19 protein-coding genes are annotated in these 24,947 nt (G+C 68.2%); 7 read left to right on the plus strand and 12 right to left on the minus strand.

The window, feature by feature from the left end; translation table 11 throughout:
- Positions 1 to 20: 20 nt before the first annotated feature.
- From AAFN88_RS06650 to AAFN88_RS06675, 6 genes are all read right to left on the minus strand, one after another.
- A complete protein-coding gene (locus tag AAFN88_RS06650; protein ID WP_347519226.1) occupies positions 21 to 494 on the minus strand; it encodes a YaiI/YqxD family protein in 474 nt (157 codons plus the stop codon).
- On the minus strand, positions 491 to 997 hold the full coding sequence (locus AAFN88_RS06655) for a DUF6653 family protein (RefSeq protein WP_347519227.1): 507 nt from the start codon (positions 995 to 997) through the stop codon (positions 491 to 493). The genes AAFN88_RS06650 and AAFN88_RS06655 overlap by 4 nt, the downstream gene beginning before the upstream one ends.
- Before the next feature lie 12 nt (positions 998 to 1,009).
- Complete coding sequence (uvrB, locus tag AAFN88_RS06660) at positions 1,010 to 3,178, minus strand: excinuclease ABC subunit UvrB (protein ID WP_347519228.1); 2,169 nt, start codon at positions 3,176 to 3,178, stop codon at positions 1,010 to 1,012.
- A 99-nt stretch (positions 3,179 to 3,277) separates the two neighbouring features.
- On the minus strand, positions 3,278 to 3,424 hold the full coding sequence (locus AAFN88_RS06665) for a hypothetical protein (protein WP_347519230.1): 147 nt from the start codon (positions 3,422 to 3,424) through the stop codon (positions 3,278 to 3,280).
- Between the two features lie 5 nt (positions 3,425 to 3,429).
- Positions 3,430 to 4,125: a class GN sortase gene (locus AAFN88_RS06670; RefSeq protein WP_347519231.1), complete on the minus strand. Its 696-nt coding sequence runs from the start codon at positions 4,123 to 4,125 to the stop codon at positions 3,430 to 3,432.
- Entirely contained in the window at positions 4,118 to 6,487 is a 2,370-nt protein-coding gene (locus AAFN88_RS06675; protein ID WP_347519233.1) for a marine proteobacterial sortase target protein, read from the minus strand. The genes AAFN88_RS06670 and AAFN88_RS06675 overlap by 8 nt, the downstream gene beginning before the upstream one ends.
- Before the next feature lie 295 nt (positions 6,488 to 6,782).
- Between AAFN88_RS06675 and AAFN88_RS06680 the strand changes: the two genes are divergently transcribed.
- The 4 genes from AAFN88_RS06680 (at position 6,783) to AAFN88_RS06695 (ending at position 12,105) form a co-directional block, all read left to right on the plus strand.
- The gene (locus AAFN88_RS06680) at positions 6,783 to 7,988 is read left to right on the plus strand and encodes an aspartate transaminase (protein WP_347519235.1); all 1,206 of its coding nucleotides are present in this window, start codon (positions 6,783 to 6,785) and stop codon (positions 7,986 to 7,988) included.
- A gap of 7 nt (positions 7,989 to 7,995) precedes the next feature.
- Positions 7,996 to 9,417 carry an amidase gene (locus tag AAFN88_RS06685; protein WP_347519237.1) on the plus strand — a complete coding sequence of 474 codons (1,422 nt, stop codon included), beginning with the start codon at positions 7,996 to 7,998 and terminating at the stop codon, positions 9,415 to 9,417.
- A 175-nt stretch (positions 9,418 to 9,592) separates the two neighbouring features.
- The gene (locus tag AAFN88_RS06690) at positions 9,593 to 11,317 is read left to right on the plus strand and encodes a Cache 3/Cache 2 fusion domain-containing protein (protein ID WP_347519239.1); all 1,725 of its coding nucleotides are present in this window, start codon (positions 9,593 to 9,595) and stop codon (positions 11,315 to 11,317) included.
- Positions 11,318 to 11,490: 173 nt separating this feature from the next.
- Positions 11,491 to 12,105, plus strand: a complete 615-nt coding sequence (locus AAFN88_RS06695; RefSeq protein WP_347519241.1) for a glutathione S-transferase family protein — start codon at positions 11,491 to 11,493, stop codon at positions 12,103 to 12,105.
- Positions 12,106 to 12,124: 19 nt separating this feature from the next.
- Here AAFN88_RS06695 and argC read toward each other — a convergent pair whose 3' ends face one another.
- Positions 12,125 to 13,090 carry an N-acetyl-gamma-glutamyl-phosphate reductase gene (gene argC, locus AAFN88_RS06700; RefSeq protein ID WP_347519243.1) on the minus strand — a complete coding sequence of 322 codons (966 nt, stop codon included), beginning with the start codon at positions 13,088 to 13,090 and terminating at the stop codon, positions 12,125 to 12,127.
- A gap of 361 nt (positions 13,091 to 13,451) precedes the next feature.
- Here argC and AAFN88_RS06705 point away from each other — a divergent pair, with 361 nt between their 5' ends.
- Positions 13,452 to 15,497, plus strand: a complete 2,046-nt coding sequence (locus AAFN88_RS06705) for an elongation factor G (protein WP_347519245.1) — start codon at positions 13,452 to 13,454, stop codon at positions 15,495 to 15,497.
- 25 nt (positions 15,498 to 15,522) lie between these two features.
- Here AAFN88_RS06705 and AAFN88_RS06710 read toward each other — a convergent pair whose 3' ends face one another.
- Positions 15,523 to 17,013: an ATP-binding protein gene (locus AAFN88_RS06710; protein WP_347519247.1), complete on the minus strand. Its 1,491-nt coding sequence runs from the start codon at positions 17,011 to 17,013 to the stop codon at positions 15,523 to 15,525.
- Between the two features lie 301 nt (positions 17,014 to 17,314).
- On the opposite strand from AAFN88_RS06710, the gene msrP reads away from it, so the two are divergent.
- Positions 17,315 to 18,301 carry a protein-methionine-sulfoxide reductase catalytic subunit MsrP gene (gene msrP, locus AAFN88_RS06715; protein WP_347519249.1) on the plus strand — a complete coding sequence of 329 codons (987 nt, stop codon included), beginning with the start codon at positions 17,315 to 17,317 and terminating at the stop codon, positions 18,299 to 18,301.
- Between the two features lie 454 nt (positions 18,302 to 18,755).
- Here msrP and AAFN88_RS06720 read toward each other — a convergent pair whose 3' ends face one another.
- Together AAFN88_RS06720 and trxB are read right to left on the minus strand one after the other, a co-directional pair.
- Complete coding sequence (locus AAFN88_RS06720) at positions 18,756 to 19,646, minus strand: LysR family transcriptional regulator (RefSeq protein ID WP_347521644.1); 891 nt, start codon at positions 19,644 to 19,646, stop codon at positions 18,756 to 18,758.
- Between the two features lie 196 nt (positions 19,647 to 19,842).
- Positions 19,843 to 20,832, minus strand: coding sequence for a thioredoxin-disulfide reductase (gene trxB, locus AAFN88_RS06725; RefSeq protein ID WP_347519251.1), 990 nt, complete (start codon positions 20,830 to 20,832; stop codon positions 19,843 to 19,845).
- 381 nt (positions 20,833 to 21,213) lie between these two features.
- Between trxB and AAFN88_RS06730 the strand changes: the two genes are divergently transcribed.
- Positions 21,214 to 22,950 (plus strand): SulP family inorganic anion transporter, encoded by a 1,737-nt coding sequence (locus tag AAFN88_RS06730; RefSeq protein ID WP_347519252.1) that lies wholly within the window; start codon positions 21,214 to 21,216, stop codon positions 22,948 to 22,950.
- 15 nt (positions 22,951 to 22,965) lie between these two features.
- Here AAFN88_RS06730 and AAFN88_RS06735 read toward each other — a convergent pair whose 3' ends face one another.
- Positions 22,966 to 24,216, minus strand: coding sequence for an MFS transporter (locus AAFN88_RS06735; RefSeq protein ID WP_347519253.1), 1,251 nt, complete (start codon positions 24,214 to 24,216; stop codon positions 22,966 to 22,968).
- 247 nt (positions 24,217 to 24,463) lie between these two features.
- Complete coding sequence (locus AAFN88_RS06740) at positions 24,464 to 24,904, minus strand: VOC family protein (protein ID WP_347519254.1); 441 nt, start codon at positions 24,902 to 24,904, stop codon at positions 24,464 to 24,466.
- Positions 24,905 to 24,947 lie beyond the last annotated feature (43 nt).

Consider the following 24,947-nt stretch of genomic DNA (forward strand, 5'->3'; position numbering starts at 1 on the left):
TTCCTACGGGCGCCGGCGTATCAGCGCCTCGTCCGCTTCAGTTTTTCAATGGTCTCGTGCAAGGCAGAGAGAAAGGCCGAGCGGTCGCGCTGCGAGAAGGGCCTGGGTCCGCCGGTGACCTGGCCGGCCTCGCGCAGCTCGGCCATGAGGTTGCGGCTGGCCAGCGCCATGCCGATGGAGCGGTCGGAGAAGCCCTTGCCGTTGGGCGCCAGCACGGCGGCGCCCGCCTTCACGCAGCGCGCCGCCAGCGGCACGTCGGACGTGATCACCACGTCGCCCGGTCCGGCGCGCTCGGCGATCCAGTCGTCGGCGGCGTCGAAGCCGTCGCCCACCACCACTCGCTTGATCAGCGCATGGACCGGCAGGGCGATGATGTCGTTGGCGACGACCTGTACGGTCCAGCCGTGGCGCTCGGCGACCTTGTAGACCTCGGCCTTCACCGGGCAGGCGTCGGCATCGATGAAGACCTGACCGCTACGGGGAGCGCCGTTCATTTCACCCACTCCCGCAGGCTGCTGTCGGCCCCGGCCATGTCCTCGTAAAGCCAGACCATGCGGTCGCAGAACCACAGCTTGGCCAGCAGGCAGAGAATCAGGCCGGCGAGCATCGGCCAGAAGGCCAGGGCGACAGCGCCGGCAAGAGCGAGGAGAAAGCCGAGGCCGCTGAGAACCCCCAGTACGCGTGGCGCCTGGCGATGGCGCCGCGGGATCGCGCGGGACTTGCGCTCCAGCCAGAGCCTTTCGCCGAAGGTGGCGCGCGAGGCCCAGCTATCGGTCGACCGCGGCGGGCTGAAGACGCGCGGATTCAACCAGATCCATGCCGCGGCGCCGGCCACCGGCAGCAAGGCGCCCCAGGCCAGCACGGCGTGCGACCAGATCGCCGCCAGCAGCAGGGGCAGGGTGGTTATCCGCGTCCAGACACTCCACGAATTGGCGTGGCGCGCCCAGGTGGCCTCGTCCATGGCGAAGAGTCGGGCGATTTGCGCTTCGAAGCTCAAGGGGGCCGGCTCTCAGCGCCGCTTGCCCTGGGACTTGCGGTACCTGCCCCCGCTTCGCTTGGCGCGCGACTTGCTGGCGGCGCCGGCCTGGGCGATGCGGTCGGCGAAGCCGCCTTCACCGGTCGGCATGCCGGGCTTGTCGAGGCCCAGGTCGTGGTCCTGCAGGCGCTTGATCTCGTCGCGCAGGCGCGCGGCTTCCTCGAACTCCAGGTCGGCGGCGGCCTCGCGCATGCGCTTTTCCAGGTCGGCGATGTAGCTCTGCAGATTGTGGCCGACCAGGTTCATGGCCTCGGCGTCGCCGGTCTTCACCGTCACGTGGTCGCGCTCGTAGACGCTCTCCAGGATGTCGGCGATCTGCTTCTTGATGGACTCCGGCGTGATGCCGTTGGCGGCGTTGTAGGCCTGCTGCTTCTCGCGCCGGCGGTTGGTCTCCTCCAGCGCCGCCATCAGGCTGTCGGTCATCCGGTCGGCGTAGAGCACCACGCGGCCGTCGACGTTGCGCGCGGCGCGGCCGATGGTCTGGATCAGCGAGGTGGTGGAGCGCAGGTAGCCTTCCTTGTCGGCGTCCAGGATGCAGACCAAGGCGCACTCGGGGATGTCCAGGCCCTCGCGCAGCAGGTTGATGCCGACCAGCACGTCGAAAACGCCCAGGCGCAGGTCGCGGATGATCTCGATGCGCTCCAGCGTGTCGACGTCGGAGTGGATGTAGCGCACCCTCAGACCCGCCTCGTGCAGGTACTCGGTCAGGTCCTCGGCCATGCGCTTGGTCAGCGTGGTGACCAGGGTGCGCAGGCCCTTCGCGGCCACGTCGCGGCATTCGGCGATGAGGTCGTCGACCTGGCTCTCGGTCGGACGGATGATGCAGATCGGGTCGATCAGGCCGGTCGGGCGGATGACCTGCTCGACGAAGACACCGCCCGTCTGCTGCAGCTCCCAGGGGCCGGGCGTCGCCGAGACGTAGACCGTCTGCGGGCGCATCTGCTCCCACTCCTCGAACTTCAGGGGCCGGTTGTCGATGCAGGACGGCAGACGGAAGCCGTATTCGGCCAGGGTCGACTTGCGCGAGTAGTCGCCGCGGTACATGCCGTTGAGCTGGCCCACGGTGACGTGGCTCTCGTCGACGAACAGCAGCGCGTCTTCCGGCAGGTATTCGAAGAGGGTCGGCGGCGGCTCGCCGGGATTGCGCCCGGTGAGGTAGCGCGAATAGTTCTCGATGCCGGCGCAGGAGCCCGTGGCCTCGATCATCTCCAGATCGAACATGGTGCGCTGCTCCAAGCGCTGGGCCTCCAGCAGCTTGCCCTGCTTGGTGAAGAGGTCGAGCTGGATCTTCAGGTCCTCTTTGATCTGCTTGGCGGCCTGCTGCAAGGTCGGGCGCGGGGTCACGTAGTGGCTGTTGGCGTAGACCTTGATGGCGTCCAGGGTGTCGGTCTTGTCGCCGGTCAGGGGGTCGAACTCGTGGATGGTCTCGACCTCGTCGCCGAACAGGGTGAGGCGCCAGGCGCGGTCCTCGTAGTGGGCCGGGAAGATGTCGACGGTGTCGCCGCGCACCCGGAAGGTGCCGCGGTGGAAGGCGGTGTCGTTGCGCTTGTACTGCAGCTCGACCAGCTTCTTCAGCAGGTCGGCGCGGTTGACCTCCTGGCCGGACTTCACCTCCAGCGTCATGGTGGCGTAGGTCTCCGGCGAGCCGATGCCGTAGATGCAGGACACCGAGGCGACGATGACCACGTCGCGGCGCTCGAAGATGGCGCGGGTCGCGGCGTGGCGCATGCGGTCGATCTGCTCGTTGATCGAGCTTTCCTTCTCGATGTAGGTGTCGCTGCGCGGGACGTAGGCTTCCGGCTGGTAGTAGTCGTAGTAGGAGACGAAGTACTCCACCGCGTTGTCGGGGAAGAACGACTTCATCTCGGCGTAGAGCTGGGCGGCCAGGGTCTTGTTGGGCGCCAGCACCAGCGCCGGGCGCTGCACCTCGGTGATGACCTGGGCCGCGGTGAAGGTCTTGCCGGAGCCGGTGACGCCGAGCAGCACCTGGTCGCGCTCGCCCTCGGTGAGGCCCTGGGTCAGCTCCTTGATCGCCTGCGGCTGGTCGCCGGCCGGCGTGTAGTCGGAGTGGATGCGGAAGGGCGTGCCGGCGGGAACTTCCGCCGGTTTCGCGGGAAAGGGGCTGAGGACCGGGTTCGACATGCCCCTTTATATGCGCTTCCCCCCGCCCGAGGCCAGGGGCGAGGGGCGGCGCGGCTGTCCTCCTCCTGTCAACTGCCTGTCAGGAGAGGGGGCTGGCGGCTACACCAGCGGCGCGAAGAGCAGCAGCGCGGCGCCGAGGCCGACGGCCAGCACCACGGCCAGGCAGCCGCGCGTCAGCCAGCGCCTGAGCGCCGAGCCGGGCGCCAGGGGCGACTCTCCGGCGAACTCCGCCGGGTCAAACAGCATTCAGGTTACAGGCGTCCATCGGGGATACCTTCTCCATTCCTGGCTCCGTTCTTGGTCCCCCCGAACTGGTTGATGGGCAGCGCCGCCTGTCCCTGCGGCGCGGTGGTTTCCCCGCCTGCGGCGACGGCCTCGGCCGTCACCACATAGCGCAGCGGCCCGCCCGGCGTGACCGCGTCGAAGGGGTAGCAGGTGACCAGGCTCACCAGGGGCTGTCCCGCGGCGGCTGCCTGCGCCAGCACCGGGTGGCGCACGTCGATGACGCGGTGGCCGCGCATGGCGAAGTCCTGCCAGCGGCCCTCCGGGTTCTGCAGCCGGAAACGGCTGCCTGCGGCGAGCTCGCGCAGGAAGGCGAAGTGGGTGTCGCGGTGGCCGCTGAGGATGCGGTGGTCCAGGCCTTCGGTTCCCGCGACCACGGCGGGCCCGAAGGCCAGGGTGCGTCCGCTGGCCCCGGCCAGCACGTAGAGGTCGACATCCAGGTCCGGCACCTGCAGGCGCGCCACCGGCCAGGTATCGGCCCAGGGCCAGGGCCTGACCTCGCGCGCGCCGGCCAGGGTTGCGCTCCAGGCCCGGTCCAGCAGGCGCTGGGCCAGCCAGGCCTTGCCGTGGATGAGGGCGGCCCCGCCGAGCTGCCACAGGCCGAGGGCCAGGAACAGCAGGGCGAGGCCCCCCAGCAGCCGGTCGAAGGTGAAGGCCTTAGCCATGCAGGCCGGCCCTCTTGCGCCGGCGCATCACCAGCACGATCAGCGCCAGGGCCAGGCCGAGGTAGGCGCCGCCGACGATGGCCATGCGCTCGGCCGGCGTCGCCGTCTGCGGCAGCATCACCGGCTGGCCGTCGGCGGCCTTGGCCTGCTGCAGGAAGTACTCGGGCAGGGCGCGCGAGCGCATCGCCCCGCCGCCGCTCGGCGCGGCGGGCGCGGCTTCGTCGTGCAGCACTTCCGCCTGTTCGCCGAAGACCTTTTCCGCGTCCCAGCCCTGCGGCAGGTCGCGGGGCACCTCGGTGCTGTGCAGGGTCTCGTCCCGGGGCCGGGCGACGGCGTCGTCGACGGCGACCAGGGCGGTGTAACGGGTGACCAGCTTGTGCTTCAGGGCGACGCCCAGGGCCTCGGCGCGGATCGCCGCCCTGTCGACGCCTTGGCCGTCGACACCCGCACCGTCCGCGTCATGGGGACGATAGAGGCCGTCTTCGATCTGCACCAGCTTGGCGCGGGCCCAGATCGCGGCGACGCCGGGGGCCTCGGTCAGGCCGGCAAGCGGCACGCGCTGCTGCCAGGCGCCGCTGGCGGCGTCGCCGGTGAGGAGCAGTTGGCCGTCCAGGCGCGCCAGGTCGACCCCCTCCAGGCGGGCGGCGAAGGTCACCGGCTCGCCGGCGTAGAGGTCGGGCAGGGGCGTGGGATAGATCTCCAGGCGCTTGCCGGCGCTCAAAGGCCAGCCGACGCGGATGCCGGTCAGGGCCGGGCGCTCCAGCTTGGCCAGCAGGGCGTCGACGCGTTCGCCCACCTCGTCCAGGTCGCCGATGTAGGTGAAGCTGCCGCGGCCCAGTTCTGCGGCCTTGCGCATGAAGTAGCTGTTGGGGGCCGAGCCGATGCCGACGGTGAAGAGGCGGCTGTCGCCCAGGCGCTCGGCGACCTGGCCGAAGAGCTCGGCCTCGTTGCTCACCGCCGCGTCGGTCAGGAAGACCACCTGGCGCAGGAAGCCGTCTGCCTTTGCGGCGCTCCCGTTGGCGAGGGCCCGTTCCAGGGCCGGGCGCATCTCGGTGCCGCCCTCGGCCTCCAGGGCGCTGACGTAGTGCCAGGCCTGGGCGACGTTGCCGACGCTCGCGGCCGCGGCGCGCGGGAAGAGGGCGTGAGTCCGGTCGTTGAACTGGATGACGTTGAAGCGGTCCTGCGGGTTCAGGCGTTTCAGCGCGGCGACGACCGCGGCCTTGGCCTGGTCGATGGAGGCGCCGTGCATGGAGCCGGAGGTGTCGATGACGAAAATCACTTCCCGGGGAGAGGCGGCCTGCGGCCCCTGAGTCTCTTGGCGGGGCGCCGAGGCGTCCTGGGTGGGCGGCACCATCATGACCAGCAGGTGGGTGTCGGCGCCGACCTGCTCGGCGAAGACGGCGGCACGGGGCGCGGCGCTGGCGACCGGCGTCCACTCCAGCACGAAATCGCGGTCGGCGGGCACCTCGTCATCCCGCAGGGTGATGTCCTGCCGGCCGTCTTCGCCGCTGTCGATGACCACCGGGTGGTAGAGACTCTGCACCTTCGCCAGCGGCACCCCGGCATTGAGGGCGATGTCGAGCGACAGCGGGTTGTGGACCGTGTCGTCGATATCCACCGGGCCGAAGAGGTCGCGGGGCTCCTCGGCCGTGGCCTGGCGTACCACCGCCGGGGCAGGCTGCGGGGCCGCCGGAGCCTCGGCGATGTCGGCCTTGGGGGCGGGCGTGTAGCGTGGCGCCACCACCATGGGGAAGCGCAGGGAGAAGACGCCGTTCTCGTAGGCGACCTTGTCCTGGAAGCCGATCTCCACGGTGATGTCCTCGCCGGGGCCGATGTTGGCGATGCGGGTGGCGAAGACGTTGGGGCGCTCGGCGCTGACCAGGCTGGCGCGCTGGCCGTTGGCCGCCGCCTCCTGGTAGACGCGCTGGGCCTCGGCCTTCTCCAGGATGCGGCCCTCGACCCGGCGCTCGCCGATGACCATGGTCAGGCGGTCGACGGCGGAGCGCTCGGGCAGCGGGAAGATATAGATGCCTTCCAGCCAGCGGTCTGTGGGGTTGTGGAAGACCTGGCGCACCGTCACCCGGTTCACCATGCCGTTGACCGCCATGTCCACGTCGGTCTTCAGGGTCGGCGCCTCCAGGGCCCGGCCGGCCTCGCTGCTGGGAAAGTAGAGGCCGGCGCGCAGGTCCAGCGGTTCGCTCTGGGCGGCGGCGGGCAGGCTGCGGAGCGCCAGGGAGGCCAGGAGGACCAGGATCGCCAGGCCCAGGGTGCCGGCGATGACAAGGGCGTCGCGGAAGACGGCCCGGCCGAGCCGGGGCGGGAAAGCGCCGAATGACGGATGTGGCAGCAGGTCGTGTCGCATGTCTTGGTCCCCCCAGGGTGTTGACTTGCCAGGTGTTGGCTTGGAGATGGCGTGGAGGCCACGGGCGGATGTTGGTCCTGGGGTATGAGGCACGCCGAGCGTGGCGGCAGCGGACCGGGAATAAGGCGATTCCGTGATGCTTTTGGATGCTTTTGGGGCAGCCGCTCCGGCCGCGGAATCTCGGCCGGGCATGCCCGACATGCGGCCTTGCCGGTTCCAATTGCGCCTTGAAGGCTCTAAGTTGCCGCTGATCCGCCCGAGTGGCGGTTTTTTATGCAATCCGGGAGTTCATCCGATGTCCGTGATCGCGGAACGTTTGTCGCGAATCAAGCCCTCGCCCACCATTGCCGTCACCACCAAGGCGGCGGAGTTGAAAGCCGCCGGCCGCGACGTGATCGGCCTCGGCGCCGGCGAGCCGGACTTCGATACCCCGGACAACATCAAACAGGCCGCCATCAAGGCGATCCAGGAAGGCCAGACCAAGTACACCGCGGTCGACGGCACCCCGGCCTTGAAGCAGGCGATCTGCGACAAGTTCAAGCGCGAGAACGGCCTGGACTACAGCCCGGCCGAGATCACCGTGGGGACCGGCGGCAAGCAGGTGCTCTACAACGCCCTCATGGCGACCCTGAACCCGGGCGACGAGGTCATCATTCCGGCCCCCTACTGGGTCTCCTACCCGGACATGGTGCTGCTGGCCGAGGGCGAGCCGGTGAGCGTGCCCTGCGGCGCCAACCACAACTTCAAGCTGACGCCCGAGGCGCTGGAGCAGGCGATCACGCCGAAGACCCGCTGGATCATCCTCAACAGCCCGTCGAACCCGACCGGCGCGGCCTACACGGCCGAGGAGATGAAGGCGCTGACCGACGTGCTGCTGCGCCACGAGAACGTCTGGGTGATGACCGACGACATGTACGAGCACCTGGTCTACGACGGCTTCGAGTTCGTCACCCCGGCCCAGGTCGAGCCCAAGCTGAAGGAGCGCACCCTGACGGTCAACGGCGTCTCGAAAGCCTATGCCATGACCGGCTGGCGCATCGGCTACGCCGCCGGCCCGCAGCCGCTCATCAAGGCGATGGCCAAGATCCAGTCGCAGTCGACCTCCAATCCCTCCTCGATCAGCCAGGCGGCCGCGGTCGAGGCGCTGAACGGTGCCCAGAATTTCATCGCCGAGCGGGCCGAGGCCTTCAAGGCACGCCGCAACATGGTGGTCGATATGCTGAACGACTGCCCGGGCATCCACTGCCACAAGCCGGAGGGCGCCTTCTACGTCTATCCCTCCTGCGCCGGCTGCATCGGCAAGAAGACGCCGGACGGCAAGACGATCGAAACCGATGAGGACTTCGTGACCTACCTGCTGGAGTCCGTCGGGGTGGCCGCGGTGCAGGGCGAGGCCTTCGGCCTCTCGCCGCACTTCCGCGTTTCCTACGCCACCTCCACCGAGGCGCTGAAGGAAGCCTGCACGCGCATCAAGCAGGCCTGCGAAGCCCTCTCGGATTGAGCGGGCCTTGTCCGTCGACGTTCTCCTCGACGACCACGACGGCCTCGCCCTGGCGGACCTGATCCGCCGGGGTGAGGTTTCTTCCCTGGAGATCCTCGAGGCGGTCATCGCCCGCATCGAGGCGCGCGACCCGGCGGTCGGCGCGGTGGTCCACCGCTTCTACGACGACGCGCGGGCGGAGCTCGCGGCCGGAGCGTCCGGCGGGCCCTTCGCCGGGCTGCCTTTCCTGCTGAAGGATCTCTACACCTTCCAGAAAGGCCGGCCCTGCGGCAACGGCAGCACCTGGCTCAAGGATTACCGCGCGCCCTTCGACGATCCCATGGCGGGGCGCTGGCGCGCGGCGGGCCTGACCGTGGTCGGCAAGACGGCGACCTCGGAGTTCGGCCTCAACGTCTCCACCGAATCCCGCCAGCATGGGCCGACGCGGAACCCCTGGAACCCGGACTATTCCGCCGGCGGCTCCAGCGGCGGCGCCGCGGCGGCGGTGGCCGCGGGCATGGTTCCTCTGGCCCATGCCTCCGACGGCGGCGGCTCGATCCGCATCCCGGCTTCCTGCTGCGGCCTCTTCGGGCTGAAGCCCAGCCGTGGGCGCAACCTCACCAGTGACGCCTGGGCGGGGCTCGCGGTGTTCCATGCCGTGACCCGCAGCGTGCGGGATTCGGCGGCGCTGCTGGATGCGACTTGCGGCCCGCCGCGCCATCTGCCCTACAGCCTGCCGAAGCCGGAAACCTCCTTCCTGGAGGCCGCGGGGCGTGCGCCCGGGCCACTGCGCGTCGCCTGGAGCGCCGCGCCGCCGGAGGATGTCGCGCTGCATCCGGACTGCCGTTCGGCGGTGGAGGCGGCGGCCGTCCTTGCGGCGGAGCTTGGCCACGAGGTCGAGGAGGCCGCGCCGGCCATCGACCACCAGAACCTGCGCGCGGCCATGGTGACGATCGTTGCCGCCAACATCGCCGACAGCCTCTCGCCGGGGAATCCTCTGTGCCCCGAGGGCGCTCGCCGCGGCGATGTCGAGACTCAGTCCTGGCTCTTCGCCGAACGCGGCAGGCAGGTGACGGCGGTGCAGTATCTCCGCGCGGTCAACGCCGTGCGCCAGGTCGGGCTCGCGCTGGCGGGGTTTTTCCGGCGCTACGATGTGCTGCTGACGCCGACCCTGGCGCAGCCGCCGGCGCGGCTGGGCGTGCTGGACACGATGCGCGACGATTTCGACGGCTTCAACCGGGCGGTCCAGCCCTATGTCGCCTTCACCCAGATGTTCAACATGTCGGGCCAGCCGGCGGCCTCTCTGCCGCTGCACTGGACTCCGCAGGGTCTGCCGGTCGGGGTGCAGATTGCGGGGCGGGTCGGGGACGAGGCCACGCTTCTGGCCTTGGCGGCGCAATTCGAGCAGGCCCGGCCATGGTTCGATCGACGGCCGCCTCTCGCGCCATGACGGGCCCGGGCGGATGAACCCGGAGCGGGTGCATAGGGATATTTTCTCTACTTAAAAGACTTCCGGGCTCCGGATTTTTTACTGTTTTCTAAGTTGATTTGGCGAGGATCGCGCGGTTCAAGACCGCCTCTTTCCATGACGGCGGTGGCAAGCCAACGCTGTCAGCGAGAGAGAGATGAGCCCCTTTTCAGCCGTCAGGAGCATCAGACTCACCACGAAGACGATGGCCTTGACCATCGTCCTCATCGTCGTGGCCGCCGCGGCCTGCGCCACGGCCGCGGTCTTTGCCATCCAGGGCGAGATCCGCCATCAGGTGGTGGAGCGCCAGTCCGCCAGCCTGCGCATCGCCGCGGATATCTTCGCGGAAGCCTATCCGCAGTTGCAGGTGACCAGGAAGGGTTCGCAGGTCGAGCGGATCGCCGTCGACCAATTGCCCGAGTTCTCGAACCACGAGATGATCGACCGCGTCGGCTACCTGACCGGCGAGACCGCGACGGTCTTCGTGTGGGACGAGGAAACCAAAGATTTCTGGCGGCGCACCACCAACATCAAGAAGGACGACGGCAGCCGCGCGGTGGGAACGCCGCTGGGCCAGAAGGGCGCGGTCTATCCGGTCGTCACCAAGGGCGAGACCTTCCGCGGCGAGGCGATCATCCTGGGCAAGGCCTACTACACCATCTACGCGCCGATCTTCGCCCCTGACGGCAAGGTTATCGGCATCCTCTACGCGGGCGTGCTGAAGTCCAACATCACCGCGATCCTGGACAAGCTGGCCGCCGATCTGGCGGTAACCGCGGGCATCACGGTTCTGGTGACCGCGCTGATCGCCTTCTTCATGTTCCGCAGGCTGCTGCGTCCGCTGCCGCGCCTTTCCGAGGTCATGAACCGTCTGGCCCGCGACGACACCGAAGTGGAGGTCGCCTATCAGAAACAGGGTGACGAGATCGGCGACATGGCGCGCGCGGTTCAGGTGTTCAAGGAGAATGCCCTGGAAAAGCGACGTTTGGAGCAGGAGCGGGCTGAGCAGGACCGGCGCGCCGCCGCCGAGAAGCGCGAGGCCATGAACGCCCTGGCCAGCGAGTTCGAGCAATCGGTCGCCCACAAGGTGACGTCGGTGCTGGACGCCGCGGAGCACCTCGATGCCTCCACCGGACAGGTGCGCGACCTCGCCAGTCAGACCAGCGAGAAGAGCACTCAGGTGAGCGGCGCGGCCGAAGGCGCCAGCGGCAACGTCGACAGCGTCGCCGCCGCCGCCGAGGAGATGTCGGCTTCGATCTCCGAGATCGCCCGCCGCGCCAGCGAGTCGGCCAAGGTCGCCGCCGGGGCGGTGAAGGAGGCCGATTCCACCAACGAGACGGTGCAGTCGCTCGACACTGCCGCGCAGAAGATCGGCGATGTGGTGAAGCTGATCAACGAGATCGCCGAGCAGACCAACCTGCTGGCGCTCAACGCCACCATCGAGGCGGCGCGCGCCGGAGAAGCCGGCAAGGGCTTCGCCGTGGTGGCCAACGAGGTCAAGACCCTGGCCTCCCAGACCACCAAGGCGACCGAGGAGATTTCCGGCCAGATCAACGCCATGCAGCAGGCGACCGCGGAAGCGGTCTCCGCCATCGCCAGCATCCGCGGCGTCATTGGCCAGGTGAACGAGTCGACCACCGCCATCGCTTCGGCGGTGGAGGAGCAGAACGCGGCCACCCAGGAAATCGGCCGCAACGTCGAGTCGGCGGCCAGCGATACCGCGCGGGTGTCGACGACCATCTCGGAGGTGCGAGCCGCCTCGGAGCAGACCATGACCGCCATCCAGCAGGCCGTCAGCGCCATCGAGGGCTTGAACGGCGACGCCAACGACCTGCAGAAGGAAGTCGGGGCCTTCCTGGAGAAGGTGCGCCAAAGTGCCTAGGGGCAGTGCCTGACCGGGGCAGTTGAAGCTTAAGTCCTGGCGTGACAGAGGAAGGGGCGGCCCCCAGGGGCCGCCCCTTCTTGCTGCCGGGGATGCCGGCCGGAACAATGTCCGTGGTTTGACAGGAGAGCTTTGCCCTAGAGTGCCGCCCGGAACGTCCGGCGGAGAGAGCGATGTATAGGCTTTATTGGGCCCCCAACACCGGCGCCTTCGCGCCCGATGCGGTGCTGACGCTGGCCGGCGCGCCCTTCGAGCGCCAAAGGGTCGACTACGACGGCAAGGAGCATCAGGGCGAGGCCTATCGCAAGCTCAATCCGCTGGGCCAGATCCCACTGCTGCGGCTGCCCGACGGCGAGACGATCACCGAATCCGCGGCCATGGTGCTGCATCTGGTCGAACGCTTTCCAGAGGCGAGGCTGGCGCCTGCCCCCGGCGGCAGCGCAAGGGCGGTCTTCGATCGCTGGCTGGTGTTCCTGGCGGTGAACGTCTACGGCGCCATCCTGCGCCGCTACTACGCCGGCCGCTTCACCACCGATCCGGCCGGCGCCGAGGGCGTCCGGCAAGCGGCCGGGCGCGACCTGGAGTCTCTCTTCGCGATCCTCGAGGCGGCGCTGGAGGCCGACGCCTTTCTGCTCGGCGAGACCTTCGGCGCCGCCGACATCTACCTGATGATGCTGGTCGACTGGTATCCGCCGGCCGGCGAGCTGCCGCGTATCGGCGGCCTCTGCGCGGCCCTGAAGGAAGAGCCGCGCATCGCCGAAGTACGCAGGCTATACGAGCTGAATTGAGGCGGGCCGCCGCGCCGCGTCAGGCGGCGAGGCGGTCGGAGAGGCCGGCCTGGGGGTCGAGGCCCAGCATGAGGTTCATGTTCTGCACCGCCGCGCCGGAGGCGCCCTTGCCCAGGTTGTCGAGCACCGCGGCCAGCAGCGCCTGGTCGCCGGCGGCGTTGCCGAAGACGTAGAGGCGCATGTCGTTGGTGCCGTTCAGACCCTCCGGGTCGAGGTCTTCGCGCCCCGCGCTGTCCTCGGCAGGGGCGACGCTGACGAAGTCCGCGCCGGCATAACGCTCGGCCAGCAGGGCGCGCAAGTCGTCGGGCGACGGCTTGCCCGGCAGCGCCCAGAGCTGCAGCGGTACCTGCACCAGCATCCCTTTGTGGTAATTGCCCACCGCCGGCACGAAGAGCGGCGTGTGGTCCAGCCCGGCATGGACCTGCATTTCCGGCAGGTGCTTGTGGGCGAGGCCCAGGGCATAGGCGCGGTAGGCGTTGGCCAGGTGGTCGGGCGCGCCGGCCTCCTCGTAGCGGCGGATCAGGTTCTTGCCGCCGCCGGAGTAGCCGGAGACGGCGTTGACCGTGACCGGGAAGTCCCGCGGCAGCACGCCGGCGTCGACCAGCGGGCGGACGAGGGCGATGGCGCCGGTGGGATAGCAGCCGGGGTTGCTGACCCGTTTGGAGGCTGCGACCTTGGCGGCCTGCGCGGCATCCAGCTCCGGAAAGCCGTAGGTCCATTCCGGGTCGGTGCGGTAGGCGGTGCTGGCGTCGATCACCCGCGTTTCCGGGTTGTCGATCAGGCTCACGGCCTCGCGCGCCGCCTCGTCGGGCAGGCAGAGAATGGCCAGGTCGGCGGCGTTGAGGGCGCGCGCGCGGGCATCCGGGTCCTTGCGCTCGTCATCGGCCAGGCGGATCAGGCGCACGTCGGCGCGCGCCTCCAGGCGCGCCCGGATCTGAAGTCCCGTGGTGCCTGCTTCGCCGTCGATGAATACCTGCGCGGTCATGTCTCTGGTCCCATTGCGTCCTGGGTGTGGTTGAGGGGAATCCGGCCATACCAAAACAACCCCGTCGCCCGGGGCGGAGGGGACTGTCTCGCAGGCCGAAAGCCAAGCCGTATTATTCGGCCTTGCGGCCCGGAAGTCACTGAATTTCCGTGACATCGGCCGCCGCTGCCCGGAACGGGCCCGCTTTTTGGTTGCCAGCTTGCCGCCTTCTTTGAAACCATAGGCCCACATAAGGTCTAAAAACGTCCAGGAAGGCCGCTTTAGCCCATTCACAACAAGGACAGTTCGCCCCAGGTCTCACATGGGGAAACGCATGGTCCGGTCCCTCATGGAGCCACCCTCGGGGCGGAGGGAGGAAGCCATGACGTCCAGATCGGTATCGGCGGCGCGCTGCGCCGCCATCGTGGGACCCTATACCAGCGGCAAGACCACCCTGCTGGAAGCCCTGCTCCTGCAAACCGGAGCCATCCACCGCAAAGGCTCGGTCGTCGAAGGCAACAGCGTCGGGGATTCCGCCCCCGAGGCGCGCGAACGCCAGATGACTACGGAACCGAACTTCGCGCACTGCTCCTATCTCGACGAGACCTGGTCCTTCATCGACTGCCCCGGCTCCATCGAACTGGCGCAGGACACCCACGCCGTCCTCATGGGTGTCGACGTCGCCGTGGTCGTGGCCTCGCCGGAGCCCGAACGCGCCCTGACCCTGGCGCCGATCTTCAAGTTTCTCGATGACCACCAGATCCCGCACATCCTCTTCGTCAACAAGATGGACAAGACGACGCTGCGGGTGCGCGACGTCCTGGAGTCCCTGCAATCGGTTTCCGACCGTCCGCTGGTCCTGCGCCAGGTGCCGATCCGCGCAGGCGAGGAGGTGACCGGCTTCGTCGACCTGGTGAGCGAGCGGGCCTGGCATTACAACCTCGACAAGCAGTCTAACCTCATCGAAATGCCCGACCAGGTGAAGGACCGCGAAGCGGAAGCGCGCCAGGAGATGCTGGAATCCCTGGCCGACTTCGATGACGGTCTGCTCGAGCAACTGTTGGAGGACAAGGTCCCGGCCTCCGGCGAGATCTACGAACAGATCGCCAAGGACCTGGCGGACGACCTCATCGTGCCGGTGCTCTTCGGCTCGGCCGAGCAGGGCCACGGCATCACCCGCCTGCTGAAGGCGCTGCGCCACGAAACGCCGGAGCCGGCGGCGACCGCCGCGCGCCTGGGCGTGCCCGAAGGCGCCCCGGGCGACGGAGCCCTGGCCGCCAGTGTGATCCGCACCTATCACCAGTCGCACACCGGCAAGATGTCGGTGGCGCGCATCTGGCGCGGCGGCGTGAAAGACGGCGACACCCTGGGCGACGACCGGATTTCCGGCCTCTACCACCTGATGGGCGGGGAAACACGGAAGATCGACAGCGCCGGCGTCGGCGAGTTGGTCGCCCTGGGCCGCATGGAGACCCTGCAGACGGGCGACCTCTTAACCGGGGACGGCCGCCAGCCCGAGGCCGGGCTGCCGTGGCCGGAGGTGCCCAGGCCGGTCTTCAGCCTCGCCATCCGTCCGCACAACCGGCAGGACGAAGTGAAGCTGACGTCGAGCCTCGCCAAGCTGATCGAGGAAGATCCCTCGCTGGCGCTGGAGCACAACGAGGACACCCACGAGATGCTGCTGCGCGGCCAGGGCGATATCCACCTGAAGCTGGCGGTCGACCGGCTGAAGAACCGTTACAACGTCGAGGTCGACGCGGCGCGTCCGCAGACCGCCTACAAGGAAACCATCCGCAAGGGAACCAAGCAGCATTCGCGCTTCAAGCGCCAGACCGGCGGCCACGGCCAGTTCGGCGACGTACAGGTGGAGATCAATCCCCTGCCGCGCGGCGAGGGCTTTCAGTTCGTCGACAAGGTGGTCGGCGGCGCGGTGCCGCGCCAGTACATCGGCGCCGTGGAGCATGGAGCGAAGGAGTACCTTTCGCGCGGCCCCCTGGGCTTCCCGGTGGTCGATGTCTCGGTGACGCTCTTCGACGGCCAGCATCACTCGGTCGATTCCTCCGACCAGGCCTTCAAGACCGCGGGCCGCCTGGCCATGGCCGAAGGCATGCCGAACTGCGAGCCGGTGCTGCTGGAGCCGATCTACGAAGTCACCATCACGGTGCCCAACGAGTTCACCAACAAAGTGCACTCGCTGGTCTCGGGCCGGCGCGGCCAGATCCTCGGCTTCGAGATGCAGGCCGGCTGGAAGGGTTGGGACGCCCTCAAGTGCCACCTGCCCGAGGCCGAGCTGCAGGATCTGATCATCGAACTGCGCTCGCTCACCGTGGGGGTCGGCAGTTTCGACTGGCGTTTCGATCATCTGCAGGAGCTGACCGGCAAGCTGGCCCAGCAGGTCATCGCCCAGCGCCAAGGCGGCGAGGCTTGAGCGGCGGAGCGGTCGTGCAGCGGGTTTAGGCCGGCACCGGCACCGCCGGGCCGCACAGCGCCGCGTCCTGGGTGGTGCTGTCTTTGGCCGTGCTCTTGGGGGGCAGGGTGAAGGTGACTTTGGTGCCTTCGCCGAGGATGCTCTCCAGGGTGAAGCTGCCGCCGTGCATCTCGACCAGCGACTTGGCGATGGGCAGGCCCAATCCGGTGCCGCCGAAGCGGCGCGCGTAGCTGGTCTCCACCTGGCCGAAGGGGGTCAGTACCTTTTCGATGTCGCCGGGCTGGATGCCGATGCCGGTGTCGGCGACGGTGAACTGCAAGGCGCCGTCGGGCGCGGCGCCCAGCCACACGCTGATGCCGCCGCCTTCGGGCGTGAACTTGACGGCGTTGGACAGCAGGTTGATGAGCACCTGCTTGATGCGCCGTTCGTCGCCGTAGCCGGCCGGGAGGCCGCTCGCGACGTTGGAGGTCAGGGTCACCTCGTCGGTCTCGGCCTGCTTCTCGACCAGGCGCAGGCAGCTTTCCAGCAGATGGACGGCGTCGAACGCCTCGCGGTCCAGGGGCATTTCGCCGGCTTCGACCTTCGACATGTCGAGCACGTCGTCGACGATGTTCAGCAGGTGCCGGCCGGACGACCAGATGCTGTGCGCATATTCGCGCCGGGTTTCGTCGCTGCTGGCGCCGGGTATCTCGGACTTGAGAATCTCCGAGAAGCCGAGGATGGCATTGAGCGGCGTGCGCAGTTCGTGGCTCATGGTGGCCAGGAATTCCGACTTCAGCCGGTTGGATTCTTCGGCGCGCGCGGCGGCACGGGCCAGGTCCAGGTTCTTGAAGTAGTGCCGCCTGGTTTGCCGCTCGCTGAGCCAAACTCCCAGGATCAGCAGCAGGTAGAGCAGCAGGAAGGTGCTGCCGACCACGATCTGCAGCACCGTCTGGCGCCGTTGAATCGTGGCCAGCAGATCGGTGACGTCGTAGTAGACCTCGAAGACGCCTTCGATGCTGCCGGAGGCGGAGATGATCGGCACGTAGCTGGCCAGCACGTCGCGGTCCTCGACCGTCTGTTCGAAGCCGCTGAAGGTGTCGCGATGGGTCAACTCGCTGGCGCCGTGGCCGGTGCGTGCCGCCAGGAAGCCCGCGTTGGCGCTCTTGTCCTCGCCGATCTGGGCGAGTTCGGTGGAGAAGACGGTGAGGCCGTTCTGGTCGTAGATCTTGATTTTCAGGATCGACAGCCCGCGCAGGCGCGTCAGCAGGCTCTTCTGGATCGCCTGGGTTTCCGGGTGGCGGCGGATCGCATCCGGCGAGAGGAAATGCGCGGTGGTGAGAAAGCCGGCGTGGGCGTCCCAGACCACGTTGGAGAAGATCTGCGCGACCGCGGTGTTGCTGCGCTCGGCCATGGCGTTCAGATCGTCGCTTGCGACCTGCTTGTACATGCCGATCATCAGCACGCTGGCGGCGATTACGACGAGCCCGGCAAAGAGCGCGAATCGCTTGGTGAGCGAAAGAGACAGATCCGCCATGGCGGTCGATGGCCCCCGAGATCCCTCGGTAACATTATTGTGCGAAAATCCACTCTGGCTTCATTACTGGATAGCAAACCGCTCTTTCCAATTTATTAACCGTGACGGGAATCTTGGCGCGGCTATTCGCGCGGACGTCGGGAAATCCCGTCGAATCCGCCCGCAGCCCGCGGTTTTCGGCGTTTCCCGCGCGGTCCGGGGCGGGGGCTCTCGTTTAGTTGAATTGTCGCCCTCGCGCCGCCGCGCTACCTCCTTGAACGGTATCGCGGACCCCAAGGCAGTTGAAGGGAGCGGTCGTCGTATGCTGATCCGCATCAAGAGGGGATGGGAAATCCCCGAATCTCAGGCGACGCCTGAAAGCGTGTTCCACAATCGCCGGCGCCTGCTGAAGGCCGCGGCCGCGGGGCCCGTCCTGCTGGGCGCTGCCGGCCTGCTGGCGGCTTGCGACGATACGCCGGCCCAGGCCGCGGCGGGCGAGGACCCCTCGGCCAAGCTCTATCCCGTGGGCCGCAATCCCGACTACATGCTGGACCGGCCGGTCACCGACGAGAGCCTGGCCACGACCTACAACAACTACTACGAGTTCGGCTCCTCCAAGAACATCTGGCAGAAGGCCCAGGCCTTGCCGATCCGGCCGTGGACCGTGACCCTGGACGGCATGGTCGAGCAGCCCCAGGAGATCGGTATCGACGATCTGCTGGCCAAGATGCCGTTGGAGGAGCGGGTCTACCGCCACCGCTGCGTCGAGGCCTGGTCCATGGCGGTGCCCTACAGCGGCTTTCCGTTGAAGGCGCTGGTCGATCTCGCCCGCCCCTTGTCGTCGGCCAAGTACGTAAAGATGACGACCTTCCAGGATCCGGACACGGCCGGCGGCCAGCGCGCCGCCTGGTATCCCTGGCCCTACGTCGAGGGCCTGACCATGGCCGAGGCGCGCCACCACCTGGCCTTCATCGCCACCGGCCTCTACGGCAAGCCGATCCCCAAGCAGAACGGCGCGCCGCTGCGCCTCGCCGTGCCGTGGAAGTACGGCTTCAAGCACATCAAGGGCATCGTGCGCTTCGAGTTCACCGACGAGCGGCCGAAGTCCTTCTGGGAAGTCATCCAGGGCAGCGAATACGGCTTCTGGGCCAACGTGAACCCGGAGGTGCCGCATCCGCGCTGGAGCCAGGCGAGCGAGCGGGTGCTGGGCCTCAACGAGCGGGTGCCGACGTTGCTCTACAACGGCTACGCCGAATACGTGGCCGACCTCTACAAGGGCATGGACGCCCAGGAGAACATCTTCATGTAGGGTCCGGCGGCGCTCAGGCCCCGCTTTTCCGAGTTCCTCCAGCAGCCATATCCAGGCCCGCGACCCCGGACTGACCGGGCGCGGGCCATTTTTTTTTTCGGTCCGGCGGTTTGCAGGGGCCCCAAAGAAAAATGCCGGGCCCAAGGGCCCGGCAAGTTGAACAGGGAGGCTTCACGTCTGGGAGACGTAGGACCTAAAAAGGCCCTTCTCCGAGCGGGGGGCGCTCGGAACAGTGATCCGGCGGAGCCGCCGGGAAACTCGCGGGATGCTGCGTCGCAACATCCGATGACCTGAAGATAGGGATTTGAGTTTCTTTTACTACATACATTCGGGCAGTGGTGATATGCGGGGCTTGCATAGCTGCTTAAGTCTATGAAAATTAATTAAAATAAGGCCCCGCAGACCCCCTCGAATTAACCCCTATGGATGACACGGCGGCGGCCGGGAATAACACTCAAAAGTTGGATTCGGCAACCTTACGTAGCAGAAAATCCCGGAAGACCGAGATCCTCTTTGAGCGCCGCATCTCCTCCGCGTAAACGAAATAGGCATCGAACTGCGGTCCTGAGAGTTCCGGCAGCACCTGCACCAGGTCGGGGTTGGCCGCGGCCATGAACTCCGGCAGGGCGCCGATGCCGGCCCCCGACTGCACCGCCTTCATGACGCCGTAGACGTTGTTCACGGTCATCGCCGGGCGGCGCAGCTGGCCGTCCTTGTAGCCGACGCGCAAGAGCCAGTTCACGTCCGGAACCGGCGGCCGCACGTCCTCGCCGTAAACGACGATGCGATGGCTGTCCAGATCCTTGGCGGTCTGCGGCACGCCGTGCTTCTTGATGTAGCCGGCGGCTGCGTAGACGTGCATGTGCACCGTCATCAGGTGGCGCTGGATCAGGTCCGCCTGGCGCGGCGGCGAGAAGCGCACCGCCACGTCCGCTTCGCGCATCGAAAGGTCCACCTCGCGATCGAGCAGCAGCAGGTGGCACTCGATCTCCGGATAGACCTCGATGAACTCATGCATGCGCGCGGCCAGCCAGTGGGAGCCGAAGGCCACCGTGGTGGTGACCTTCAGCGGGCCCTTGGGGCGGTCCTTGCTCTCGGTGAGCTGCGCCTCGGTCATGGCCAGCTTGCCGAAGACCTCATGGGCCGTGCGGTACAGCAGTTCGCCCTGCTCGGTGAGGATCAGGCCGCGGGCATGGCGGTGGAACAGCGGCACCTTGAGGCTGTCCTCCAGAGCGGAAATCTGGCGGCTCACCGCCGATTGGCTGAGGTTCAGCAGCTCGCCCGCATGGGTGAAGCTGCCCGCCTCCGCCACCGCGTGGAAGATGCGCAACTTGTCCCAATCCATAATGGTGGCCCCGAGACCCCGCTTCTGGGGCAGGCCGACATCGTCCAACATGGTCGCCTCCTGGGGCGCGATCGCAGCCGGCGAAGCGGCAGCGGAATCCCGCCACCGCGGCGGGAGTTAAGAAGAAATACTGCTCCTGCGGCGGTGGGAAGCCCGAAACGCCGCGAATCAGTATAGGTCAGAGGGGTTAAGGAGGCTATTCCGCCGCCTTGCTGGCGGAATCCTCCTGCTCTGCGAGGAATTTTTCCGCTTCCAGGGCCGCCATGCAACCCATACCGGCGGCGGTGATGGCCTGTCGGAAAACCTTGTCGACGCAGTCGCCGGCGGCGTAGACGCCCGGGACCGAGGTGCGCGTGCCGCCGGCCTCGGCCAGGATGTAGCCCTCGCCGTCCAGGTCCACCGCGCCCCGGAACACCTTGGTGGCCGGGTCATGGCCGATGGCGATGAAGACGCCTTCGCAGGCCAGCTCGCCGGTCTCGCCGGTCTGGGTGTTCTTCAGCCGTACGCCCTCGACCCCGTCCATGGGGCCGTCGCCGCCCAGGATATCGTCGATGACGGCGTTCCAGCGCACCTCGATCTTGGGATGCCGGAACAGGCGCTCCTGGCCGATCTTCTCGGCGCGCAGCGCGTCGCGGCGGTGCACCAGGGTGACTTTCGAGCAGATGTTGGCCAGGTAGAGCGCTTCCTCCACGGCGGTATTGCCGCCGCCGACCACCACGACTTCCTTGTCGCGGTAGAAGAAGCCGTCGCAGGTTGCGCAGGCGGAGACGCCGCGGCCGTTGAACTTCTGCTCGCCGGGAATGCCCAGCCAGCGCGCCTGGGCGCCGGTGGCGATGATCACTGCATCGGCGGTGTAGGTGGTGCCGCTGTCGCCCTTCATGACGAAGGGGAGGCGCGAGAAATCCACCTCGTTGATGATGTCGGAGACGATCTCGGTGCCGACGTGCTCGGCCTGCTTTTGCATCTGCTCCATCAGCCAGGGCCCCTGGATGACGTCGGCGAAGCCCGGGTAGTTCTCCACATCGGTGGTGATGGTCATCTGCCCGCCCGGCTGCAGGCCTTGGACCAGCAGCGGTTTCAGGTTGGCGCGCGCGGTATAGATCGCCGCGGTCAGGCCGGCGGCGCCGGAACCGATGATGAAGACCTTGCTGTGTCGGGTATCGGCGCTGTGTCGGGTATCGGCCATGTCGGGGGGGACTCCAGACTCGAGATTGCCCTTGGAAAATAGAGACGCCGGCAGGGGCTCGCAAGGCGGCGAAGCGCCACTTTCTGTGGATCGCTGCCGACTTTCGTTCCGCCTGCCGTTCCGCCTGCCGTTCCGCCCGCCGTTTCGGTTGCCGATCCGCCTGACATCTGGCCCGGCGGCCAAGGCGCCGGCCAAGGGGGGGCCAAGGCACAGGCCAAGGCGGGGGGCCGGCGCGCCGCCCGCGTCCGCTGCAGGGCAGAGATCGACATAAAACATATGTAAAATGCAGTGCTTGTGTGTAATCTTGGCGCCGCGGCATCCCCACCACACGGATATGACGATGTTCTCTGCAGGACCGCGCCGCCCCGGCCGGGCGCGCGCATGATGGTGACCGACGGTTCCCCCCCAAGCGCGAGCGGTCATGCCTGGCGGCTCTTCAAGCCCAAGCTCATCACCGTCCTGAAGGAGGGCTACGGCTGGGGGCACCTGCGCGCCGACGCTGTGGCCGGCCTGACGGTCGCGGTGGTGGCCCTGCCGCTGGCCATGGCGCTGGCCATCGCGTCGGGCGCGACGCCGGACAAGGGCCTGGTGACGGCGGTGATCGCCGGCTTCCTGATCTCTCTGCTGGGCGGCAGCCGTTTCCAGATCGGCGGGCCGACCGGCGCCTTCGTGGTGGTGGTCTTCAACGTCATCGCCCAGCACGGCTACGACGGACTGCTGCTGGCCACCCTCATGGCCGGGGCCATGCTGGTGGTGGCCGGCCTGCTGCGCTTCGGCACCTGGATCAAGTACATCCCGGAGCCGGTGGTGACCGGCTTCACCGCCGGCATCGCCGTCATCATCTTCTCCAGCCAGTTGAAGGATCTCTTCGGCCTGTCGCTCGCGGAGGTGCCGGCCGAGTTCCTGCCCAAGCTCAAGGCGCTCTGGGCGGCGCGCGACACCCTCGACCCGGCGACCTTCGCGGTGGCCGCGACGGCGCTGGCCGCCATCCTGCTGCTGCGCCGCTTTGCCCCTAAGATCCCGGCCCTGCTGGTGGCGGTGGTCGGCGCCGCGCTGGCGGTCTGGGGCCTGGGCCTGCCGGTGGAGACCATCGGCTCGCGCTTCGGCGAGATCCCCTCCAGCCTGCCGCTGCCCCAGTTGCCGGACTTCAGCCTCCGCCAGGCGGTCGAGGTGCTGCCCTCGGCCTTCACCATCGCCTTCCTGGCCGGCATCGAGAGCCTGCTCTCGGCCATGGTGGCCGACGGCATGACGGGCGCGCGCCACCGCTCCAACTGCGAGCTGGTGGCGCAAGGGCTGGCCAACGCCGCCTCGGCCTGCTTCGCCGGCCTGCCGGCCACCGGCGCCATCGCGCGCACCGCGACCAACATCCGTTCGGGCGCGCGCTCGCCGATCTCCGGCATGCTGCACGCGGTCTTCCTGCTGGTCTTCATGCTGGCCGCCGCGCCGCTGGCCGCCTACGTGCCGCTGGCCAGCCTCGCCGCGGTGCTGGTCATCGTCGCCTGGAACATGAGCGAGATCGACAAGTTCCGCCACCTGATGAGCGCGCCGCCGGGCGATGCCGTGGTGCTGCTGGTGACCTTCGCGCTGACCGTCATGGTCGACCTGACCGTGGCCATCGAGGTCGGCGTGGTCATGGCCGCGGTGCTCTTCATGCACCGCATGGCCCAGGTGGTGCAGGTGGAAAAGGGCGTCGGCTTCCTGCAGGGCGACGTCGACGACGCGCAGATCCCGGCGCTGGACTACGCCTTCCAGACCCTGCCGGCGGGGGTGGAGATGTTCTCCCTGCGCGGGCCGCTGTTCTTCGGCGCCGCGCGCAGCCTGCGCGACGCGCTGGAGGCCCTGCCGGCGCCGCCCAAGGTCTTCATCCTGCGCATGCGCAACGTGCCGATGATCGACTCCTCGGGTGTCGCCGCCCTGTCGGACTTCCTGCGCCGCTGCAACGCGCGCGGCGTGGCGGTCATCGTCTCGGGCATCCGCCCGCAGCCCAAGGAGGTGCTGGCGCGCATGGGCTTCGGCACGGACGCCGGGGGGCGGCACGACAACCTGCGCTTCGCCGCCAACTTCGCCGAGGCCCGCGAGATGGCCGCCGCGATGATCGAAGACAAGGCGGCGGAGTAGGGCGGTCCCTCCGGCTCAGTCTTCTTGCATTACTTCGTGCGCCTCGGGATTGAGGCGGCTGGCGACCGGCGTGGCGGCGTGGCCGACGGGCAGGGCGGTGCCGGTCTCGGCGGCGCGCTTTTCCCCGGCGACCAGGCGGTAGACCGCCAGCAGGGCCGTCGCGCCCTGCAGCAGCGCCAGGCAGCCGAAGAGGGCCGGCGCCCCCAGGTGGGTGATGGCCAGGCCGCCGGCCGGCGGGCCCAGCACGATGCCCACGTTCATCACCAGCACCAGCCCGCCGGAGGCCGCGACCATCTGCTCCGGCGCCAGGCGGTCGTTGGTGTGGGCGACGCCCAGCGAATAGAGCGGCAGCACGAAGGCGCCGACCAGGGCGACGGCGGCGTAGAGCCAGGGCGTGCCGGCGAGCATCGGTGCGGCGGCGGCGATGACGAGACAGGCGGCCAGCCCCGCGGCGGCGGCCCCGGCAATCACCAGGCGGCGGTCAAGGCGGTCGGAGAGCGCGCCCAGGGGGAACTGCCCCAGCACGCCGCCCAGGGTGCCCGCGGCGACCAGCAGGCCGATGTCGCCGACCGGCAGGCCGAGGGCGACGCCGAAGAGACCGAGGCCGACATAGAAGGCGCCCTGGGAGATGCCGTTCAGGAAACCGACGGAAAGGCCCAGCGGCGAGATGGCGAAAAGCTCGCGCACCGAAAGCCGCGCCGGCGCTTCGAAGGCCTGGCCCTGTCGCGCCGAGAGCAGCATGGGCACCAGCGACAGCGAGATCAGCACCGACGTGATGACGAACAGCAGGGTCCCGTCGCTGTCCGGCAGGTACAGCAGGAACTGGCCCAGCGCCGCGCCGCCGGTCTGGGTGATGAAGTAGACGGAGAGCAGGGCGGCGCGCGTCTGGTTGTCGGCGCGTCCGTTCAGCCAGCTCTCCGCCACCACGTAGAGCCCCGGAAAGCAGAAGCCGGCCAGCGCCCGCATGGCCGCCCAGCTCCAGGGGTCGGCCGTCACCATGTGGATGAGGGCGGCAGTGGAGCAGAGCGAGGCCAGCGCCCCGAAGCTGCGGATGTGGCCCACGGCGGCGACGATGCGCGGGGCCACCAGGCAGCCGAAGACGGCGGCCAGCGGATAGGCCGCCTGCATGAAAGCGATCTGCGTCTGCGAAAAGCCCAGCCCGGTGGCCCGCGTCGTCAGCAGCGTCACCAGCAGCCCGTTGCTGATCATCAAGAGCAGCATGCCGAGGAACAGCGGCCAGGAGTCGTAGATGCGCCGGGCGAGCATGGGCGGTCCCAATTCCTAGTTAGGGGGTCCTTATGCGGGCAGGGCGGCGAAAAAGCCTTCCTGCTCCCCTAACCGAGAATGCGTCGTCTCACAAGTTCAGTGAAAAGGGGCCCTCTAGGTGGGCACCGTAAGTCACCCCCACCCCAACCCTCCCCCTTCAAGGGGGAGGGGGCAGTTCGGCGGGTGAGCCGTCAAACATTCCTTCCCCTTGATGGGGGGAGGTTAGGAGGGGGTGGGACGCTGGCTCCTACCAGCTCCCGGTGTTCTCCATGGAGGCCCAGGGCTCCTGCGGAGGCAGGGCGTCGCCTTCCTGCAGCAGTTCGACGGAGATGCCGTCGGGCGAGCGCACGAAGGCCATGTAGCCGTCGCGCGGCGGGCGGTTGATGGTGACGCCGGAATCCATCAGGTGCTGGCAGGTGGCGTAGATGTCGTCGACCCGGTAGGCCAGGTGGCCGAAGTTGCGCCCGCCGCCGTAGTCCTCCGGGTCCCAGTTGTAGGTCAGCTCGACCAGCGGCGCCTTGTCCTGCTTGGCGCGCTCGACGTCTTTCGACGCGGCGAGAAAGACCAGGGTGAAGCGGCCCTTGTCGTTCTCGATGCGGCGGACCTCCTGCAGGCCCAGCTTGTTGCAGTAGAAGTCGAGGGACTCGTCGAGGTCCTTCACGCGGACCATGGTGTGGAGGTATCGCATCGGAAACTCTCTCTGATCGTGGGGTTATGCGGAGGGATTGCTT

Source organism: Pelagibius sp. CAU 1746, assembly GCF_039839785.1.
GTDB lineage: Bacteria > Pseudomonadota > Alphaproteobacteria > Kiloniellales > Kiloniellaceae > Pelagibius.

Bases quoted from the DNA above. Each gene is read 5' to 3' on its own strand.
- AAFN88_RS06650 (WP_347519226.1), bottom strand. From the start codon at position 494: ATGAACGGCGCTCCCCGTAGCGGTCAGGTCTTCATCGATGCCGACGCC.
- AAFN88_RS06740 (WP_347519254.1), bottom strand. From the start codon at position 24,904: ATGCGATACCTCCACACCATGGTCCGCGTGAAGGACCTCGACGAGTCC.
- AAFN88_RS06735 (WP_347519253.1), bottom strand. From the start codon at position 24,216: ATGCTCGCCCGGCGCATCTACGACTCCTGGCCGCTGTTCCTCGGCATG.
- AAFN88_RS06670 (WP_347519231.1), bottom strand. From the start codon at position 4,125: ATGGCTAAGGCCTTCACCTTCGACCGGCTGCTGGGGGGCCTCGCCCTG.
- AAFN88_RS06720 (WP_347521644.1), bottom strand. From the start codon at position 19,646: ATGGATTGGGACAAGTTGCGCATCTTCCACGCGGTGGCGGAGGCGGGC.
- AAFN88_RS06705 (WP_347519245.1), top strand. From the start codon at position 13,452: ATGACGTCCAGATCGGTATCGGCGGCGCGCTGCGCCGCCATCGTGGGA.
- AAFN88_RS06730 (WP_347519252.1), top strand. From the start codon at position 21,214: ATGATGGTGACCGACGGTTCCCCCCCAAGCGCGAGCGGTCATGCCTGG.
- AAFN88_RS06710 (WP_347519247.1), bottom strand. From the start codon at position 17,013: ATGGCGGATCTGTCTCTTTCGCTCACCAAGCGATTCGCGCTCTTTGCC.
- uvrB (WP_347519228.1), bottom strand. From the start codon at position 3,178: ATGTCGAACCCGGTCCTCAGCCCCTTTCCCGCGAAACCGGCGGAAGTT.
- argC (WP_347519243.1), bottom strand. From the start codon at position 13,090: ATGACCGCGCAGGTATTCATCGACGGCGAAGCAGGCACCACGGGACTT.
- AAFN88_RS06680 (WP_347519235.1), top strand. From the start codon at position 6,783: ATGTCCGTGATCGCGGAACGTTTGTCGCGAATCAAGCCCTCGCCCACC.
- trxB (WP_347519251.1), bottom strand. From the start codon at position 20,832: ATGGCCGATACCCGACACAGCGCCGATACCCGACACAGCAAGGTCTTC.
- AAFN88_RS06690 (WP_347519239.1), top strand. From the start codon at position 9,593: ATGAGCCCCTTTTCAGCCGTCAGGAGCATCAGACTCACCACGAAGACG.
- AAFN88_RS06695 (WP_347519241.1), top strand. From the start codon at position 11,491: ATGTATAGGCTTTATTGGGCCCCCAACACCGGCGCCTTCGCGCCCGAT.
- AAFN88_RS06675 (WP_347519233.1), bottom strand. From the start codon at position 6,487: ATGCGACACGACCTGCTGCCACATCCGTCATTCGGCGCTTTCCCGCCC.
- msrP (WP_347519249.1), top strand. From the start codon at position 17,315: ATGCTGATCCGCATCAAGAGGGGATGGGAAATCCCCGAATCTCAGGCG.
- AAFN88_RS06665 (WP_347519230.1), bottom strand. From the start codon at position 3,424: ATGCTGTTTGACCCGGCGGAGTTCGCCGGAGAGTCGCCCCTGGCGCCC.